Source organism: Nonomuraea sp. NPDC049480 (assembly GCF_044465905.1).
GTDB lineage: Bacteria > Actinomycetota > Actinomycetes > Streptosporangiales > Streptosporangiaceae > Nonomuraea.
In genome coordinates, this window is sequence record NZ_JBITMD010000041.1 from 44,720 (window position 1) to 63,204 (window position 18,485).

Consider the following 18,485-nt stretch of genomic DNA (forward strand, 5'->3'; position numbering starts at 1 on the left):
AGTTGCTCACTTACCAGGCCACTCGATGCCAACTTCTGCCCGTCCCGACCCTTCGAGGGGCGCCACCTGGACATCCGACCTGGATCGCCGATCGCGGCGGCACGCGCCCGCGCACCTCGGTGCGCGGGCGCGTTCGGTCATTTCGCCGGGACCGCCGGGACGGCCGGCACGCACAGCGGGCCGTCGCCGGACTCCCGCTTTCCCGCGTCCGCCGCTGGGGCTGAGGCCGGCCCGAGCGCCGGAGACAGCGCGCCGGGCGCTCCGCAATCGCTGCCGTCGCCCTCCGAGGCGTACGCCACCCCGGCGGCGGTGAGCCCGCCCAGGACGAGGACGCCGATCACTACCGCCGGCTTGAGCCGTATCTTCATTCGCTGCTCCTGTTCGCCGATGTTCTCGCTCGTGGATGTTCGAGCACCACCCATTGAGCCGGTAGGCGCATTCGGCCAACGTTTGGAAACCGGGCCATCGGCGCGGTCCGCGAGCAAATGCCGGCCGAACACCGCTTCGGCCAGGATGGGCACAGGAGCGACGGGCACGGTGAAGAGAGTGGGCCAGTGCGGGTTTTGATAGCCGAGGATGAACCACCGACCTGGCCGGCTTCGCCCGCGACGCCATCGCCATCACGGCAAGGGAGGCTGCCGAGCGCGGCGTGTCGGTGACCGCGCGGCTCGACACGGCACTGGCTGTTCGAGCCCTTCACCCGCGGCACCGGCCGGACCCGCCCCCGCGACGCCGGGCGGCCCGGTGGTCACGGCCTTGGCCTCGCGATCGTCCGCGCGGTCGCCACCGCGCATCGCGGCACGCTCACCGCGACCGCCAACCCCGCCGGCGGCCTCACCGTGCACGTACGCCTCGCCCGTTCAATGCAATGAGCACTCCTGCGTACGGTAACGCCCGCCCGTACGCGTCGGGCCGCTGTCCCACCCGGGAGGTCGAGCGCCGGTGCCGCAGCGGATGAATCGCCCAGCGCAGCCACGTCACCGACCAGCAGTGCCCTTCCGGGTCACCACGGCGCGCCGGCCTGCGACGATCGGCGGTTCGCAGCTCAGTGATGCCCTGCATCCCGCTGATCGGCGCCTGCCCCGTATATCTCCTGGCGCCACAGCGCATCGCAGATTCGCTCCACCCCGCCGGCAAGATGCCGGCGATACGTGCTGAACGGCAGCCCCAGCCGCGCGGCGACCGACTCCTGGGTGGACACGCTGCGCAGGTAGGTGGCCGCGACCGTACGATGGTGCTTCTCGCCGCCCCGCTCCTTGCGCAGCGCTTCGATGGCCTGGGTCAGTACGTCATGCAGCGCCGCACCGTGCTCGACGATCAACCTGCTGCGGGCCAGCGGATTCATCGCGAGCTCCGTCGGCCGCTGCAGCACGCGCAGCGCGTCGCGCACGGCGGCATCGAATTCCGGCCGGTCCAGGACCACGAGTTCGGTGCGCCGGCCCGTGGCGGGCGCCTCAGGAACAAACGGCAGGCCTGACAGTATTAGACGGGTCCGCTCCTCCGCCCATGTCCATACCGGCTGGATCCGCCAGTCGTTCGCGAACAGCGTGTAGGTCAGGTCGCCGACCCGCGGCCGGTGCGCGATGACGTCGAGGCCGAGACTGGTCAGGTACGGAGCCCAGAACTCTCCGGCGCGGATCGCGAGGTACGACCAGGCCAGCCTGGGCCCGGCACGGGCGACCTCGGCCACGATCCGCCACTGATGGAGATCCTCGACCGGCGAGATGGGACTGTCGGGGGTCCTGCGATATTTCGGCGAGGTCACGGAGAAGCGCGCCACGCCGAGATGCTCACCGTGACGCAGCGAGGCGGAGCTTCGGGCGTGCGCCCAGACCGTCTCGATCACGGGGTCGGCGTCTTCGCCGTACGGCTCGGTCAGCCGCAACCAGGCAGAGAAGCCCACGATCTCGTCGTTCCGCGTCGACCGGCACAGCCGGAACGCCTCCGGCTGTCGGCTCAGCCAGAAACGCGCCAGGGCCGCTGAGTCCGGCCCCTCGACCTCGGCCGTCATGTCGATCACCGTGGCGTGGTCGGCCGGTTCGCAGCGGCTCAGCCACAGCTCGCCCTCGCCACGCCAGGTGGTGTAGTCGGACATGTACCGATCGGTCCGGTACAGATACATGAACGCGCCCACGGCGGGCAGCATCCCGCTCTCTGGGGCCGTCTGGATCCGCTCGAAGAAGTGGCGGCGAAGTTGGACGTGCAGTTCCGCGTACCCCTCTGGATCACGCCACCGCAGGTCCGCCTCCAGCGCCTCACGCACCACGTCATGCGGGAATAGACCCTGCTGGGCGGACTCGACAAACGGCAGGCCACGCAACCAGGCGAACATCGGCACCGCCTCGTCGCCGAGCACGGCACGCAGGAGCGACTCCGTGGTGAGATACGCGTGGGCGCACACTTCCAGAGCCCGGCGGTGCACCGGCGTGGGCACCTCGCCGATCAGCTGGGGCAGCAGCGTCTCGATCACATCCCGGCTGGGCCGCCAGTCCGCCCTCCGCTCTTCGTCCCGCTCGGCCACCGCCGCGGCGAGCGTCAGGGCGAGGGGATGGCCGCCGGTGAAGGCCAGCAGCGCCGCGTGCATCCGCTCCGGCACGCCACGCAGGCGCAGGAAGTCCGTGGCCTCGTCCGGGGCGAGATTCTGCAGGGCCACGGTCCGCAGCAGCTCCGCCCAGCCTGGATCGGAGACCCACCGCACGTCCGGCGGCTGCCGTCCCGCGATGACGACCAGCGCCCCGGCCGACAGCCGGGTCAGGAACCTGTCCCGCAGCCATACCTCGAGTCCCTGGCATCGTTCGAAGGTGTCGACGAGCAGGACGGCGCGTTCGCCGGTGAGCACCGTCTCGGCCTCTTTCGCGAACGCCTCCGGAGTGGGCTCGATGAGCCGGCCGTCGATTTCCAGCACACGACGTCCAGCCGCTCGCGCCTCGGCGGCGAAGCGGCGCAGCAGCATGGACTTGCCCATGCCTCCGGGCCCGTGCAGGTACACCACCGCGACAGGCTTCTCGCCACCGGACAGCGCGGCGCGGAAAGCGCCCAGCTCAACCACCCGCCCCACGAAGGCACGGTCTCGTGCCGCCTGCACCTGGCCCTCTAGCACGCCCACCCCTCCACTGCTCACCAGTCCCCTTTCCGGCCGCGGCCACACGTCTCGCGAAACGTCGGGATCGCTTTTGATCGAGCGCGTTTCCCCTAGCCAAGAGGGGCGCTGCTCATACTCGCCACGATCGCAGTGGCTCGCGCGCGTTCGCGTCGGCGACTCTTACCTATCCGGTGGGGCCCGGATCGCGTCAAAGGCCGGACAGCCCCATGAAGCCACGGCGCTCGCCCGACTGTCCGCCCACGAGCTTCCTCGGCTCCGTGATGCCACGCCGGAGGGCTGGACGACTTAGGGGTTCGCGTCTTAGGGCAGGAGGGTGGCCTCCGCCTTGATCAGCCACCCGGGCAGAGCCTAGAGCCTGCACGCCAAGTAGGGTGCTGGCGGTCAGCGGCAGACGGAGGCGAAGGTTGAGTGTGACGCAGTTGGACGTGCCCGAGAACGCAAGGCGATCAGGGCCGTCTTCGCCTGCTCTCTTCGGCCGGCAGGACGAGATCCGCCGGCTCGATGAGTTGATCGGCTCGGCGCGAGGTGGTCAGGGAGGGGCGCTGGTCCTGCGTGGAGAGCCGGGCATCGGCAAATCCGCGTTGCTGAGGCACGTGCGGGAAGCGGCGTCCGGATTCGAGGTCATGCTCGCTTCCGGGGCGGAGTTCGAGATGGAGCTGCCCTTCGCCGCCCTCCACCAGCTGTGCGCGCCGGTCCTGAGCCATCTTTCCGCGCTGCCGGGTCCGCACCGCAAGGTCCTCGACATCGCCTTCGGGTTGGACACCGGTACGCCGGATCCGTTCCTGGTCGGCGTCGCCACACTAGGGCTGTTGGCCGAGGCGGCGGGAGAAAGCCCTCTGTTGTGCGTGGTCGACGACGCCCAATGGCTGGACCGCGACTCGGCGAAAGCACTGGCCTTTCTCGCCCGCAGGGTCGCCGCGGAACCCGTGGCCGTGGTGTTCGCCCTGCGCCGATCGAGCCCCCTGCCCGAACTCGAAGAGCTCCCGAGCCTGGCCGTCGACGGGCTGACCGAGGCGGACGCACGCGCGCTGCTGGCCGCCGAGATCCGCGCTCCGCTCGACGAGCGGGTACGTGACCGCATCCTGGCGGAGGCACGCGGCAACCCGCTGGCGCTGCTGGAGCTTCCCAGAAGCGCGGGCATGGCCGCGATGGCAGGGGGATTCGCCCTCCCCGAGGCGTCCTCGCCCTCGGACAAGATCGAGCGGAGCTTCCAGGCCAGGTTGGCATCCCTGCCTGCCGAGACACGACTGTTGCTCGCCATAGCGGCCGCCGAGCCGATCGGTGACCCCAGGCTGGTGTGGCGGGCGGCCGAGTTGCTGGACCTGGACGTGACGGCGGCCGGACCCGCGGAAGCCGCCGCCCTGGCCGAGTTCGGGACACGGATCCGCTTCTGTCATCCACTGGCGCGATCGGCCGCGTACCGAACCGCAGACCTTGCCGTACGCCGCAAGATCCACCACGCGCTGGCCGCGGCCACCGACCCGGCGGCGGACCCGGACCGGCTGGCCTGGCATCGCGCCCAGGCCAGCGCCGGACCCGACGAGGACGTGGCCGCGGAACTCGAGCAATCCGCGACTCGTGCTCAGGCGCGCGGTGGCGTGGCGGCCGCGGCGGCCTTCCTCGAACGGGCGGCGGCTCTCTCGCTCGACCCCGACCGGCGTATCGAGCGAGTCCTCGCGGCGGCACAGGCCAAACTCCAGGCGGGCGCGTTGGATGTGGCAGCCGAACTCCTGACCAGCGTGGCGGCCGGCTCTCTGAACCGGCGCCAGGGCGCACGCGTCGGCCTCCTGCACGGCCGGATCTCCTTCGCCCGGCACCGCGGCGCCGGTGACGCCCCCACCTACCTGCTCCGAGCGGCCCAGGAGCTGGCTGATGTGGACGTGAAATGGTCGCGTGCCTGCTACCTGGACGCGCTGGAGATGGGGATCATCATCGGCCACGTGGGGGACGCCATGGGCGCGATCGTCGACGCGGCCCGTTCGGCGCCGCCGGCTCCGCAGCCACCCGACAGCGCCGATGTCGTACTGGACGCCCTTGTCAGCCTGGCCACCGACGGCCACCGGGCCGCGGTCCCCGTGCTGCGGCCGATCGTCGTTGACGTCGACAACGAGGTGTGGATCCGGCGCCCGTCGCTGGGCTCGTTGCTTTCGGTGGAGCTATGGGACTTCGACGCCTATTTCGACATCGCCGCCCGCGTGGTGGAGGCGGGTCGCGAATCTGGTTCGCATCTCACTCTCTCCATCGGCTTGGCCATGCTGGCCACCGCCTCGGCACACGCCGGCGACCTCAGGACGGCCATCGAGCTGATCTCCGAAGGAGACGCGATCGCCGATGTCACCGGGGCCGCACCGCTGATCTACCCCCGGCTTCATCTGGTGGCCCTGCGCGGTCGCCGCAAGGAGGCCGTCGAGCTGATCGAGGCCGCCACCACGGCGAACCCGATGACCCTCAGCGCCCATTGGGCGACGGCCGTGCTGAGCAACGGCCTGGCCGACTACCCGGCGGCGCTCGTCGCAGCGCGGCAGGCCGTCGAGAACGGCGAACTCGCCACGAGCGGGCTCACCCTGCCCGAGCTCATCGAGGCGGCGGTGCGCTGCGGCGAGCGGGAACCGGCCGCGACGGCGCTGGCGGCCCTGGCCGAGCGCACTTCCGCCAGCGGCGCCGCCTGGGGACTGGGCGTGGAGGCGTACTGCCGGGCACTGGTTACCGACGACGAGGGCGCCTACCGCGAGGCCCTCACGCACCTTGAAGGCAGCCGGGCGGCCGTTTACCGGGGCCGGGCGCACCTGCTGTACGGGGAGTGGCTGCGGCGGCAGGGGCGGCGGCGAGACGCACGAGAGCAACTCCGCATCGCTCATGAGCTGTTTTCCGGGATGGGCGTGGAGGCGTTCGCCCGCCGCGCCGCCGGCGAACTGCGTGCCACGGGCGAACACGCCCGCAGCCGTTCGTCCAGAGCGGGCGAAGGGCTCACCATGCAGGAGGCGCACATCGCTCGCCTGGTCGCCTCCGGAGAGACCTCCAAGGAGGTCGCCGCCCGATTGTTCCTCAGCCCCCGTACGGTCGACGCTCACCTTCGCAACATCTTCGGCAAGCTGGGCATCACCTCACGCCGGCAGCTCAGGGATCTGCCGGCGATCCAGTGAGGACGCGGGCGGGTTCCGAGCACTCGCGGAACTGCCGGGGACAGCCTGGCCGTCCGAGCTCCCGGCATCACCCACGTGCAGGCGCATCGTGGTGGCGCACGCCTCGTCCGTGAGCATCGTCTCCACCGGGCCCGGCCAGCTCAGCCCGTACTTCACCCGGTAACCATCCGAGACTTTCCGATGGACGGCAGGGTCGTGCACCGGTTCCAGCCGGACGGGAAGGATCGCCCTGGCCGTTTCGATCTCGGCAGGGGCGCCGGCGCGGACCGCGCGGTACCAGGCGCCGCGGCGCCCGAATGCGGAGCGGACGTAGACATCCTGGTCCACCACGACAACCCAAATCGATCTGACGGACCAGGAGCCGTCCGCACGGCGGACCCGCAGGACGATTTCGGCGATTCCTTCAAAGGTGCTCACGAGACCAAGATCTCTTTTCGCTGGCGTTCTCGCGTCGGCGACGTTCACCTATCCGATTCACCACGGTGAACGCCGCCTTGCCTGAGGTCCGTGGTTGTGAGGTAGGTTCGCCGCTCTCTTGCCGCGGGCGGCGCGGTGGCGTCCGCGGCCGCACCGTGCGCGGTGGGCGCCCTCTTCATGGTTGCCACCGTGACCGGGGAACGTCCAGGCTCACCCACGAATATGTGCCCCAGCACGATCGTCGAGGAGACACCGTGTGGCGGCCGAGCCGCCACACGGTGTCCGTTCAGGCGCTCTCGGCGGCCTTCTTGAGGTGGTCGAGCCAGGCGCCCAGTGACCCGTTGAGCGCGGCGCGCATGCCCTCGACATCGGCGCGGATCGGATCGCCGTCCCACGACTCCTCGGTGTGCACGCGGACCACGCCGTTCTCCTCGTGGAACGTCCACAGGTGGATTCCGGTGATGCCGTGGGCCGGGCCACCCCACAGAATGCGATTCGGCGCCTCGACCACGTGGACGGTGGAGTCGATGTCCAGCCCGAAGGTGCTCCAGTGGAAGACGGCGCCGGGGACGAGTGCGCCGTCGGCGCGGGCGGCCGTGATGTCGGACTGCCACGCCGGCCAGGCGGGCACGTCGGTGTGCAGGTCCCAGACCCGCTGGAGCGGGGCGTCGATGGTGATGTCGCGGCGGACGACGACGGGGGCGTCATGGTCGATTGCGGTGATCACAGGGAGTCCTCCTGGTCGGCGATCCAGTGGCCGTGGATGCCCGCCGGGACGCGGCGGGGCAGTTCGACCGTGGCGATGGGGGCGTTGTGCAGGTTGCTCGCGTCCAGCACGAGCAGTTGGGAGGCGTCGGCCTTGAGGTCGCTGACGATGGTGAGCAGGTAGCCCTCGTCCTCGCCGGTGCCGCCCTCGGCCGGGACGAACACCGCCTCACCGGGCATGCGGTCCTCGCCGTGGGCGAGCAGTTGCCGCTCGCCGGTGACAGCGTCGAACTTGATCGTCGAGTAGCCCTCCAGGCCGGCGCCGGGGAAGGCGATGGCGTAGCTGTAGCGGTTGTAAGCCCCGGTGTGGGCGTCGTTGATGCTGGGGAACTCGGTGACCAGGCTGTCCAGGGGCTCGTCGGTGGCCTTTCCGGTGGCGGGGTCCAGGATCCAGCGGTGGAAGGTGGCTCCGGCGTTCGGGGTGGGGCCGTACCCGGGGGAGCCGATCCACCACTTCCACGACGACTCCCAGCTCGCGCGGTCGTAGCGCGGCCCTTCGATCACGACGCGTCCCTGCTGGTCGGCGTAGGCGTTGGTGACGTGCAGCAGCGCCGCCGCCTCCACCTCGAACCAGGTGACCTCCGAAGGGCCCGAGCGCGGCAGGACGCCGATGCGCGGCGTGTACGTGTCGCTCCACCGGTACGGGATGCCGGAGTGCTCGGCGTGGTCGAACACCACGGGGAGGTCGAGGAAGACGGCGTGGTCGGCGGTGATGGCGAAGTCGTGCATCAGCGACGGACCCGAGCCCTCGACGACCTCCGAACGGATGATCTCGCCGGCGGCCGAGGCCACGAAGTACGTCAAGTACGGCGGGAAGGGGCTGTAGCTGAAGAAGTGCAGCTCACCGGTGACAGGGTCCTCCTTGGGGTGGGCGGTGATCGCGCTGGTCAGTTTGCCGCCGAAGTCGTACGGGCCGATCGTGTCCAGCTCGGAGCTGACCTCCCAAGGCAGATTGGCCTCCTGTAGCGCCAGATAGCGGCCGCCGTGGAAAATGATGTTGGTGGCGGCGGCGCTGACCTCCAGCTCCGTCCCGGTGAACGGCACGCCGTCCAGATAAGGGGTACGCACCCAGCGGTTGCGGTACCACTCGGCCCGGCCCTGGGCCAGGCGTACGCCGTGCACCATGCCCGTGCCGCGGAACCAGTGCGAAGGGGTGACGCTCGGTCTGGGATTGTGGCCGTTACGGAAGTAGCGCCCGTTCAGCTCCGGCGGCAGCGTGCCGTGAACGGTCAGCTCGCGGGCGGTGATCTCGTCGGGAACGGGTGCGAAATGGCCGCTGATGTACGGCTTAGGCAAGTCGATGCTCATGGAGCGGATTCCTTTCAGTTTCTGATGGTGACGAACGCGAGGAGTACGGTCAGCAAGGTGATCGCGGCGGAGGCCAGGAAGGCGGAGCCGTACCCGCCCGCGGCGGAGACGGCGGTGAGGACGGTCAGGCCGATCGCTCCGCCGATCTGACGGGTGGCGTTGATCAGCCCACCGGCGAGGCCGCTGTCAGCGGCCGGGACGCCCGCCGACGACAGCGTGGTGAGCTGGACGAACGTCATCCCCAGCCCGGCGCCCGCCAGGAACGAGGGGCCGAGCAGGTCGATGAGGAAGGCGCCGTCTTCGGGCGCCCTGGAGAGCCACACCAGCCCGGCGGCGAGCAAGATCAGCGCACCGGCCAGCACGGATCGCGTGGACAGCCGACCGGCCAGCCGTGGGGTGATCCAGGAAGCCAGGGTGATCGTCAGGGCGAGCGGCAACTGGGTGAGCCCCGCCTCCATCGGGGTGTATCCGAGCACCCTTTGCTGGTAGAGCGGCAGGAAGAAGAACAGGCCGAGCCAGACCGCGCCGAGCAGCGCCATCAGCAGGTTCGCCGCGCCTACCGCGCCCACGGCGAAGATTCGTGCCGGCACGAGCGCGTCGGCCGTCCGCCGCTGGAGGACGACGAAGATCAGCAGGAGGATGAGTCCGGCGATCGACGCGGGCCACGAGCCGGACAGTCCATAGGTGAGGGTGACCAGGCCGGCCGTCACCGTCAGCGCTCCGCCGAGGTCGAGCCGGCCACCGCGCGGCCGGTCGGCGGCGACCAGCACCCAGGTGGCGATCATCACGGCGATGGCGACGGGGATCATGACGAAGAACACCGAACGCCAGCCGAAAAGACCGCTGAGCAGCCCGCCCAGCAGAACGCCCGCTGCGCCGCCCGCCCCGGAGACCGCGCCCCACACGCCCAGCGCGGTGCCGCGCCCGCTCCCCTCGGGGAAAATGGTCAGCATCAGGGCCAGCGCCGTCGGTGCGAGCAGCGCCGCCCCCACCCCCTGGGCCGCCCTCGCGGCGATCAGTGGCGCGGCCCCCGGAGCCAGTCCCGCGGCCAGGGAAGACAGCGTGAACAGGCCGGCGCCGAGCAGGAAGACGCGGCGCAGGCCGTAGACGTCACCTGATCGGCCGCCGAGCAGCAGCAGCGCGCCGAACACCAGCACATAGGCGTTGACCACCCACGACAACCCCGCCGATGAGAGTCCCAGGCCGGTGCGGATCTCCGGAAGCGCGACGTTCACGATCGAGGTGCTCAGCACGACGAGGAACTGGGCGGTCGCCAGGGCCGCCAGCGGAAACCACGGTCTGGATCGGATGGGCGGCTCTTCGAGTCGGGGGCCGTTCATGACGCAAAGATCGCATCACCGCTTCCGCGCTCGCGTCGGTAGAAATCGCCTAAGCAATGCGAGCGCCTACGGCGGCCATACCGGCCTGGGGATTCCTCGGACCGCCGACTGCCTACGGCCGGCACTGACTAGGCGATAGTCACCGACGCGATGGTCTGCGGCCTGGGAACACGCTGTGCTCATGCAAACGAAGGAAACTCCGACATCAGAGCTCCCGCCGCAGGAAACCGTTACCGAACCCACGCCGTACGAGCCCGACAAGAAGGACAAGCACGGCAAGAAGCGCATGGCCAAGCGTCGTGCCGCCAAGGGCCTGGCCTGGTTCGCCCTGATCTTCATCGCAGTGTTGGTGCTGTCCGAGCCTTGGCTGCTCCTGCCGGCGGCGGCCATGCTCGTCGCGGTCAGTCTGTGGGACTGACGCCCGATGTTCGAGCCCCTCTTCCTCACCGACATGGTCCTTGCCCTCGCCGTCATGACCGTGGCCATGATCACGGGCAGGCGCGCGGGGCGGTTGCTCAGCCGTCCCGCCGACACGCAGCGCGCGCTGCTTCGCCTGACTCTGGCGCTGTACGGTATGGCGGCCCTGATCTTGATCCGCCTGGTCGTGGTGGGTCTGATCGGCACCGGCGGGCTGTCGCTGACCACCTCTCGCCTCAGCTTCGAAGTTCTCCTGGCGGCCGTGCCGGCTGTCGTGGCCATGGTCGCGGTATGGCGGGGATGGTCGCCGGAGAGGATCTCCATGGCCGCCCACGCCACCGCCGTGGGTGGAGCGCTGTCAGCAATCTGGTTGTACATCCCGTTCGCCCAAGCCAGCCCGCTGATCGCATTGATCGCCTCACTACTGGCGATGGGGATGTCTGTTGCGCTCGCACGATGGCGGGCGGCCGGTTCGCGCGGCTCGCGCGCGCCCTGGCTCACGCTCCTGTCCCTGCTGGTGCCCGCCATCGCGCTGGGCCTGGCCTACCAGGACAACCAGACGGCGATGTCGATGGACTGGGGCGGCGGCGCCGTACCCGCTCATGACCATCATTCCGCCGGCGCCCGCAGCGTCGAGCAGCTCACCGGCCCGCGCGACGGAACACCAGACGCCCGCTTCACCTTGACGGCCGCGCAGGGCAAGGTCCGCCTGGCCTCCGGCCGTCAGGTCGACGCACTGACCTTCAACGGCCAGTCTCCGGGACCGGCGATCCGGGTACTTCAGGGACGGCTCGTCGAGGTGACCCTGGTCAACGTCGACGTCCGCGAGGGGGTGACGGTGCACTGGCACGGCGTCGACGTGCCCAACGCCGAGGACGGCGTGCCCGGGGTCACCCAGGAGGCCGTCATGCCGGGCGGCCGGCACGTCTACCGGTTCGTCCCCGATCGCCCGGGCACCTTCTGGTACCACACCCACCGAGACTCGTCCAAGACCGTGGAGCGGGGCCTGTTCGGCGCCCTGATCGTCGAGGACGATCATCAGGCGCCAGAGAGGACAGCGTCCGAGAAGGTGGTGTTCACCCACCTGTGGCCGGGTGCCGACGATCCGATCCCCGCCTTCGACACAGCCGACCAGCCCAGCAAGCAGGCCGTCGCCGCGGGCGAGCCGGTCCTGCTCAGGTTCGTCAACAGCTCGGAGGAGCCGCAGCGCCTGCACCTCAGCGGCGTGGCGTACACGGTGACCGCCATCGACGGAAACGAGGTTCAGGGGGGCACCCCGGTGCCCTCGGGAACCGACCTGCTGCTGGCCGCGGGCGGACGCTACGACGCCGCCTTCACCATGCCGGACGGCACCGTCACCGTGTCGCTCGACACCGCCGAGTTCCCGGGCAACGCCGCCCTCGCCTTCAGCCCCACCGGGCAGAGCCCACCCGCCGCACTCGGCGCCGGGCCACTGTTCGACCCGCTCACCTACGGCACGGGCACACCGCCCGCTCAGGAGCACTACGACCGCACCTTCGACATCGGACTGGACGACGGATTCGGCTTCGCGCAGGGCCGGTTCAACTACGTGAGCAGCTCGATCAACGGCCGCCTCTATCCCGCGGTGCCCATGCTGATGGTCGACGAGGGCGACCGGGTCAAGGTCCGTATCAGCAACCGCAGCCTCATCGATCATCCGATGCACCTGCATGGGCACCGCGTGCGAGTGCTGTCCCGCAACGGCGTCCCGTCCATCGGCAGCCCGTGGTGGACGGACACACTCAACGTGGCGCCGGGTGAGGTGTTCGAGGTCGCCTTCACCGCCGACAATCCCGGCCTGTGGATGGATCACTGCCATAACTTCAAACACGCGTCCGAAGGCATGATCATGCACCTGGGGTACGCGGACGTCACCACCCCTTACACCGAAGACCACATCCCCGAATGATGCCCGGCCTCCTCGTCCGGAGGACGGGCGGGCGGAACCTCGCCGCAGTCAACCTGGACCTAGGCGAGCCGGTTCATGTCCTTTCGTCACCTCATGGAGGAGCGGCAGCCCATCGAGGTATCGTCCGAGTTCGGCGACGACCAGGGCGCCCATGCGGTGCATCTCGGTGCTCGCCGACCCGGCGATGTGCGGTGTGAGCTGGACGTTGGGCAGGGTGAAAAGCGGCGAGCCGGGTGGCAGCGGCCACGAAGATCGGCTGGACGGACCTGCTGATAACCCGAAGCCGCCGGGGAGTGCGCTGTGACGCGGCCCGGCCGTGATCGTGGATCGATTCACGGATCAGCATGGCGCGACCGTAGTGACGATGTTGCGGCGGTGTCAACAGTCGGTTACGGACGTCTGGCGCTCGTGTGATCGTTTCACGCGAGGGGGAGGGAGGTCGCGCGGACTACCAGCTCGGGCTCGAAACGTCCCTTCGTGTCCTGCTCACTCTCCATGCCGAGCAGGATCCGCACAGCGCTGGCGCCGAGCGCCGCGGAGGGGTGCCGGATGGTCGTGAGCGGCACGATCGCGAAGTCGGCGAACTCTATGTCGTCGTAGCCGACCAGCGAGAGATTCTCCGGCACCCGGATCCCGCCCACGATCAGCCCGTGCAGCAGGCCCAGGGCGAGCAGGTCGTTGCCCGCGACGATCCCGTCGGGGAAGGTGGACGCCGAGCGCCGGAGCAGCGTCCGGGCGACCGCCTCGCCGACCTTCGCGGTCTGCACCTGGATGCGGATGATCTCAATGGAGGCCGACGCCGGGAACTCGTCGACGGCTCGCTTGGCTCCCGCCAGCCGCAGGTCGACGTGAGGGTGTGCGCCCCCCACGAAAACCAGGCGCCGCCGGCCCTGGGCGAGCAGGTGCGCAGCCGCGAGATAGCCGCCCCGCTCGTTGTCGCCCGAGATCGCCGGGTAGCTGTGCGGGCCGGGGGCGACGCCGACGAGGACGAACGGGGTGCCCCGGCTCCTCAGCCCGAGCAGCTCCGCGGGGACGTCGCGGACAGGGGCGGCGATGATGCCGCTCACCTGCTGAGATTCGAAGAACTTCAGGTAGGCGCGCTCGCGCGCGGAGCTCTCGTCGCTGTTGGCGACGAGGATGAAGCGGCCGTGCGCGGCGGCCTCCGCCTCCGCGCCCGCTGCGAGCTCCGCGTAGACGGGGTTGCTCATGCTGGAGACGAGCAGCCCCAGCGCCAGGCTGTGGCCGACCCGGAGCCGCCGAGCCGCTTCGTTGCCGACGTACCCCAGCTCGTCCGCGGCCGCGAGGACGCGCCGGCGCAGCTCGGGCGAGACCCGGTTCGGCTGAGTGAAGGTATAGGAGACGGTCGCTCGCGAGACCCCCGCGCGTTCCGCTACGTCTCCGACCGTGGCGGCGGCGGAATCCCCGGCCTGCGTCTGCTCCGGCACCGGTCCAGAGGTCATCGCACTCCTCACTGACATGTCCACCAGATGCGAGCCTAGTGTATCCGTGAATGGATTCACGAAAACGCCCGGGAGAGCTGCAACTCCGTTGACACGGGTTGGGTGGACGCGTAATCTGCCCGAAACACCGTGAATCGATTCACAATCTAGAACGAGCGGTCCCTATGACGGCCGCGATCATCCCCTCTTCCTCCTCCAAACGCGATCAGGTCACCTGCGAGAGGAGTCACACGTGGCTTTGCCGCATGCGACGACGACACCACCTGACGTGCGCGAGCCTGCCGCGCCGGCCCTTTCCGGACCGGCCGGGGGCTCCCGCCGCAAGGTGGGGGTGCGCGCCCCCTGGTGGTTCGTCGTGCCGGCGATCTCGATCTATCTGTTCATCGTCGTCGTGCCCAGCGCCAACGGCGCTTTGTTCTCCTTCACCGACTGGAACGGCCTGCGCCCAGACTGGTCCTTCGTCGGCCTGGACAACTTCGCCTCCGTCTTCTTCGATCGGACGGCGCGTGACGCGCTGGTCAACACGCTGGTCCTGGCGGCGGTCGCCACGGTGGTGCAGAACGTCGTCGGCCTGCTGCTGGCCCTCGGCGTGAACTCCATCGTCAAGAGCCGCTACGTGCTCCGGGTGATCTTCTTCGCGCCGGTGGTGCTGACCCCGCTGGTGGCGGGCTTCGTGTGGAGCTTCCTGCTGTCGCCCAACGGCGCCGTCAACGACGCGCTGTGGGCGGTGGGCCTGGGCGGGCTGGCGCACGACTGGCTGGGCGATCCGGACACGGCGCTGTACGCGATCGTCCTGGAGATCGTTTGGCAGTTCTCCGGCTACTCCATGGTGATCTACCTGGCCGGGCTGCAGGCGATCCCGGCCGAGGTGCTGGAGGCGGCGACGATCGACGGGGCCGGGCCGTGGAGCAAGTTCCGCCGCGTCGTGCTTCCGCTGCTCAACGGCGCTGTCGTGATCAACGTGATGCTCTGCCTCATCGGCGGGCTCAAGCAGTTCGACCAGGTCATGGCCATGACCGGCGGCGGTCCCGGCACCGCGACCGAGACGATCTCAACGGCGATCTACAAGAGCGCGTTCTCGCTCGGCGACTTCCCGTTCTCGATCGCCCTGGCCGTCGTCATGACCGTGGTCATCGCGGTCCTGGCCGGCGTGCAGTTCCGCCTGACGCAGAGGAAGGTCTCCTGATGCACGCGCGCTACACGTGGCGGACACTGACGCGCGAGGCCGCGCTGATCCTGCTCGCGCTGGCGTTCCTCGTCCCGCTCGTCGGCCTGCTCAACGTGTCGCTGAAGCCGCAGGACAGCCAGACCAGCGCGCTGGCCTTCGAGTTCCCGCCCACGTTCGACAACTACGCCCAGGCCTGGGACCAAGCCAGCCTCGGCGCGGCGCTGGCCAACAGCTTCGCCATCACGGCCGTCAGCGTCGTCTTGATCATCGCCTTCGCGGCGACGGCCGCCTACCCGCTGGCCCGCGTGACCCGCGGGTGGTCGCGGTACACGTTCTATTTCGTCATCGGGGGCCTGCTCGTCCCCGGCCAGCTCGCCCTGCTGCCGCTGTACGCGACCATGCGCGACTTCGGCCTGCTCGGCTCGCTCTGGTCGGTGATCCTGATCAACGTCGGCCAGCAGATGCCGTTCTCGGTGTTCCTCTACACGATGTTCCTGCGCGAGCTGCCGCTCGACTACGAGGAGGCCGCGCTGCTGGACGGCTGCGGGCCGCTGCGGTCGTTCGTGACCGTGGTGTTCCCGCTGCTGCGCCCGATCACCGGCACCGTGGTGATCCTCAACGCGGTGGGCATCTGGAACGAGTTCTTCACCCCGCTGCTGTATCTGGGCGGCAGCGACAACACCACGGCCCCGGTGGCGATCTACGGGTTCGTCAGCCAGTACGTATCGCAGTGGCCCCTCATCTTCGCCGGCCTGGTGATCAGTGTGATCCCCATCCTCGTCGTGTACTTCGCCCTGCAGAAGCACATCATCAAGGGCTTCGCCGGCGGCCTCAAAGGCTAGTACCCCCCACCTCGATCGGAGTTTGTCATGAAGTCGGGTAAAACGTTCGCATCCGCAGTGTGCTGCCTCGCCGTCGCGGCTGCCGCGTGCTCCACCTCGGGCGGCGGCGGCACCACGAAGGTCACCGCGTCCGACCAGGTCCTCACGCTGGCCGCGGCCGGTCAGGGGCCGGCCAAGGCGGCGGTGGAGGCGTTCCAGAAGGCCAATCCCGGGGTCACGGTGCAGACCTCGTTCACCGAGGACGACGCCTCCTACCAGCAGCAGCTGCGCACCCAGCTGTCCTCGGGCACCGCGCCCGACGTGTTCCGCATGTGGCCCGGCGGCGGCAACACCATGGCCGTCCGGGACCTGGGCGCAGACGGCATGCTGATGGACCTGTCAGGCGAGAGCTGGGCGGGCGGGCTGAGCGCCGACCTCAAGGCCGTCACCAGCGACCCGGCCGGCAAGGTCGTGGCCGTGCCCGTGACGATCGGCGCCATCGGCGCCATCTGGAACGACCAGGCGCTGGCCAAGACCGGGTTGAGCAAGCCCGCCACCTGGCCCGAGGTGCTGGCGTTCTGCAAGGACGCCAAGGCCAAGAACGTCGTGCCGTTCGCCCTCGGCCTCAAGTCAGCGTGGGTGACCCAGCTGGTGCCGTACGCGCTGACCGCCTCCCTGGTCTACGGCCCGAACCCGCAGTTCACCCAGCAGCAGAAGGACGGCAAGGCCACCTTCGCGAAGTCGGAGTGGAAGCAGGCCATGGACATGTACCTGCAGATGCGCGACGCGGGCTGCTTCAACGACAGCCCCAACGGCGTCGGGTACGACGAGCAGATGCAGCTGCTCGGGCAGGGCAAGGCGCTGGGCGCCGTCCACGTGTTGTCGGCCGTGCAGTCGGCGCTCAACTTCGCGCCCCAGGGCACCACGTTCTCGATGAGCCCGTTCCCCGCCACCGACAGCGCCGACGGCACTTACCTGCCGGTGTCGGTCGGCATCGTCTACGGCGTCAACGCCAAGGCCAAGAACCCGGCGCTGGCCAAGAGGTTCATGGAGTTCCTGGCCTCGCCCGAGGGCCAGGCGCTGTACGCGACCGAGTCCGGCAGCAGCCCGGCGCTGTCCAGCCCGTCCTTCAAGGCCGACGCGCTGCAGCAGCCGGTGCTGGACGCGGTCAACGCGGGCAAGTCCACGCTCTATCCGGACCAGGGCTGGCCCAACCCGAAGGTGCAGCAGGAGCACCTGACCTCCATCCAGGAGCTGTTCAACGGGACGGTCGACGTTCCGACCGTGCTCGGCCGCATGGACAAGGCCTTCGGAGAGGCCAAGTGACGTTCGACCCCTCGCCGCCATCGGACACGGCCATGGAGGCGTGCCTGTGGATCACGCCGAAGATCTTCGACGACCTGCGTGACCCGACGCCCGGGGTGGAGGCGTTCTTCGACCACCACGCCGACTGGCTGGCGGACCGGCCGGTGACGGTGGTCTTCTGCGCGGGCAACGGTGACCACGTCCTCAACTACGCCGGCCGCCACGCGTGGGACGACCGCTTCGACTGGGCCCGCTACAACTGCTTCGCCCTCGCGCCCGGTGGACCGGCCGTCAGTGCGAGGGCGCACAACCGGAACTGGCTGGCCCGGGTGCGCGACGGCGGCGAGCGCTCGGCAAACCCGTACTCCGCCGGGCCGATGTTCATCGTCTCCGAGCAGCCGATGGACTACCGCACGCTGGCCGGGATCTACGCGGCCCTGCGCGCCGAGGCGGAGCGGCGCGGCCTGCGGGTCAACCTGCTGGAGTATCTGGAGCCGGGCCCGGAGTTCTGCCGCAGCGAGTGGAAGACGATACGGCACCCGGAGGTGGCCGCCGGTACCGCCGACGCCGGCGGCCACATCGTCCCAGGCGTGATCGACGTGACAGCTCCGCTCGCGCCCGACCCGCGCCCGTACGCCGCCTTCCCCGCAGGCATTCCGGCCGGGCTGCCGGCCGGGGACTTCGTCGCCGCCCAGACGGCCGCGTTCACGGCCGACTTCGGGCTGGACGGGGTTATGCTCGGCAACCAGTTCGGCCTGGTCGGGTTCTGGCATCCGGACAACGCGCCGCCGCTCACCCCAGAGCGGTCGGCCGGGATCGAGCGGTTCTTCCTGCGGTTGCGCGAAGCCATGGGGAAGGGCCTCGTCTACTGGATGGACACCTACTGGCGGGCCGAGGTGGAGCGGTCGGCCTGGGGCATGACCGACGCCGCCTACCACTCGCTCGACGCGATCCTGATCAGCACGTTCGCCGTGCTGGTGGAGCGTACCGAGATCGTGCCCAACCTGCTCAGCAAGGCCGCGCTGGGCGGCCCGCGCCCGCTGCTCGGCCTGGACTTCGTCGACCCCTGGTACTGGTACCGCACCTACCTCGACGACCGGCGCACCTATCTCTACCAGCGGGAGGCCCTGGCCGCGCATGCCACGTCCGTGGCCGGCGTCTCCTACTTCGCCAACGACACCTTCGGCCACTTCGTCCCCGAACCCGAGCTGGCGGCCACCCTCGATGTGGTGAGGAAGTGCCTAGGCTCATCAGGAACAGCTCCAGTAGGCCTGTTCTGACACTCATCACAAGAGTAGAAGTCCGTGA

Annotated in this window: 15 protein-coding genes; 8 read left to right on the plus strand and 7 right to left on the minus strand. The window is 69.6% G+C overall.

Going from position 1 to position 18,485, the window contains the following annotated elements:
• Positions 1–137: 137 nt before the first annotated feature.
• Positions 138–368 (minus strand): hypothetical protein, encoded by a 231-nt coding sequence (locus ACIBX3_RS56535; protein ID WP_397129116.1) that lies wholly within the window; start codon positions 366–368, stop codon positions 138–140.
• 315 nt (positions 369–683) lie between these two features.
• On the opposite strand from ACIBX3_RS56535, the gene ACIBX3_RS56540 reads away from it, so the two are divergent.
• Positions 684–872, plus strand: a complete 189-nt coding sequence (locus ACIBX3_RS56540) for an ATP-binding protein (RefSeq protein WP_397129140.1) — start codon at positions 684–686, stop codon at positions 870–872.
• Positions 873–1,045: 173 nt separating this feature from the next.
• Here ACIBX3_RS56540 and ACIBX3_RS56545 read toward each other — a convergent pair whose 3' ends face one another.
• Positions 1,046–3,058, minus strand: a complete 2,013-nt coding sequence (locus tag ACIBX3_RS56545) for an ATP-binding protein (protein ID WP_397129117.1) — start codon at positions 3,056–3,058, stop codon at positions 1,046–1,048.
• Between the two features lie 455 nt (positions 3,059–3,513).
• On the opposite strand from ACIBX3_RS56545, the gene ACIBX3_RS56550 reads away from it, so the two are divergent.
• Positions 3,514–6,246, plus strand: a complete 2,733-nt coding sequence (locus ACIBX3_RS56550; RefSeq protein ID WP_397129118.1) for an AAA family ATPase — start codon at positions 3,514–3,516, stop codon at positions 6,244–6,246.
• Here the strand turns inward: ACIBX3_RS56550 and ACIBX3_RS56555 are convergent.
• From ACIBX3_RS56555 to ACIBX3_RS56570, 4 genes are all read right to left on the minus strand, one after another.
• The gene (locus ACIBX3_RS56555) at positions 6,208–6,711 is read right to left on the minus strand and encodes a DUF2255 family protein (RefSeq protein ID WP_397129119.1); all 504 of its coding nucleotides are present in this window, start codon (positions 6,709–6,711) and stop codon (positions 6,208–6,210) included. The two genes, ACIBX3_RS56550 and ACIBX3_RS56555, sit on opposite strands and share 39 nt — an antisense overlap.
• Positions 6,712–6,949: 238 nt before the next feature.
• Positions 6,950–7,390, minus strand: a complete 441-nt coding sequence (locus ACIBX3_RS56560; RefSeq protein WP_397129120.1) for an SRPBCC family protein — start codon at positions 7,388–7,390, stop codon at positions 6,950–6,952.
• Positions 7,387–8,736, minus strand: a complete 1,350-nt coding sequence (locus ACIBX3_RS56565; RefSeq protein ID WP_397129121.1) for a carotenoid oxygenase family protein — start codon at positions 8,734–8,736, stop codon at positions 7,387–7,389. Before ACIBX3_RS56565 ends, ACIBX3_RS56560 begins: the two co-directional genes overlap by 4 nt.
• 14 nt (positions 8,737–8,750) lie before the next feature.
• The gene (locus ACIBX3_RS56570) at positions 8,751–10,076 is read right to left on the minus strand and encodes an MFS transporter (protein ID WP_397129122.1); all 1,326 of its coding nucleotides are present in this window, start codon (positions 10,074–10,076) and stop codon (positions 8,751–8,753) included.
• Positions 10,077–10,257: 181 nt separating this feature from the next.
• Here ACIBX3_RS56570 and ACIBX3_RS56575 point away from each other — a divergent pair, with 181 nt between their 5' ends.
• Positions 10,258–10,494, plus strand: coding sequence for a hypothetical protein (locus tag ACIBX3_RS56575; protein WP_397129123.1), 237 nt, complete (start codon positions 10,258–10,260; stop codon positions 10,492–10,494).
• Between the two features lie 6 nt (positions 10,495–10,500).
• Positions 10,501–12,423, plus strand: coding sequence for a multicopper oxidase family protein (locus ACIBX3_RS56580; RefSeq protein WP_397129124.1), 1,923 nt, complete (start codon positions 10,501–10,503; stop codon positions 12,421–12,423).
• A gap of 419 nt (positions 12,424–12,842) precedes the next feature.
• On the opposite strand, the gene ACIBX3_RS56585 is transcribed toward ACIBX3_RS56580, so the two are convergent.
• Positions 12,843–13,883: a LacI family DNA-binding transcriptional regulator gene (locus tag ACIBX3_RS56585; RefSeq protein WP_397129125.1), complete on the minus strand. Its 1,041-nt coding sequence runs from the start codon at positions 13,881–13,883 to the stop codon at positions 12,843–12,845.
• Positions 13,884–14,115: 232 nt separating this feature from the next.
• On the opposite strand from ACIBX3_RS56585, the gene ACIBX3_RS56590 reads away from it, so the two are divergent.
• The 4 genes from ACIBX3_RS56590 to ACIBX3_RS56605 are packed head-to-tail and all read left to right on the plus strand — an operon-like array spanning position 14,116 to position 18,457.
• Positions 14,116–15,069: a carbohydrate ABC transporter permease gene (locus ACIBX3_RS56590; RefSeq protein ID WP_397129126.1), complete on the plus strand. Its 954-nt coding sequence runs from the start codon at positions 14,116–14,118 to the stop codon at positions 15,067–15,069.
• Positions 15,069–15,893 (plus strand): carbohydrate ABC transporter permease, encoded by an 825-nt coding sequence (locus tag ACIBX3_RS56595; protein WP_397129127.1) that lies wholly within the window; start codon positions 15,069–15,071, stop codon positions 15,891–15,893. Before ACIBX3_RS56590 ends, ACIBX3_RS56595 begins: the two co-directional genes overlap by 1 nt.
• Positions 15,894–15,920: 27 nt before the next feature.
• A complete protein-coding gene (locus ACIBX3_RS56600; RefSeq protein WP_397129128.1) occupies positions 15,921–17,198 on the plus strand; it encodes an ABC transporter substrate-binding protein in 1,278 nt (425 codons plus the stop codon).
• Positions 17,195–18,457 carry a hypothetical protein gene (locus ACIBX3_RS56605; protein ID WP_397129129.1) on the plus strand — a complete coding sequence of 421 codons (1,263 nt, stop codon included), beginning with the start codon at positions 17,195–17,197 and terminating at the stop codon, positions 18,455–18,457. The genes ACIBX3_RS56600 and ACIBX3_RS56605 overlap by 4 nt, the downstream gene beginning before the upstream one ends.
• Positions 18,458–18,485 lie beyond the last annotated feature (28 nt).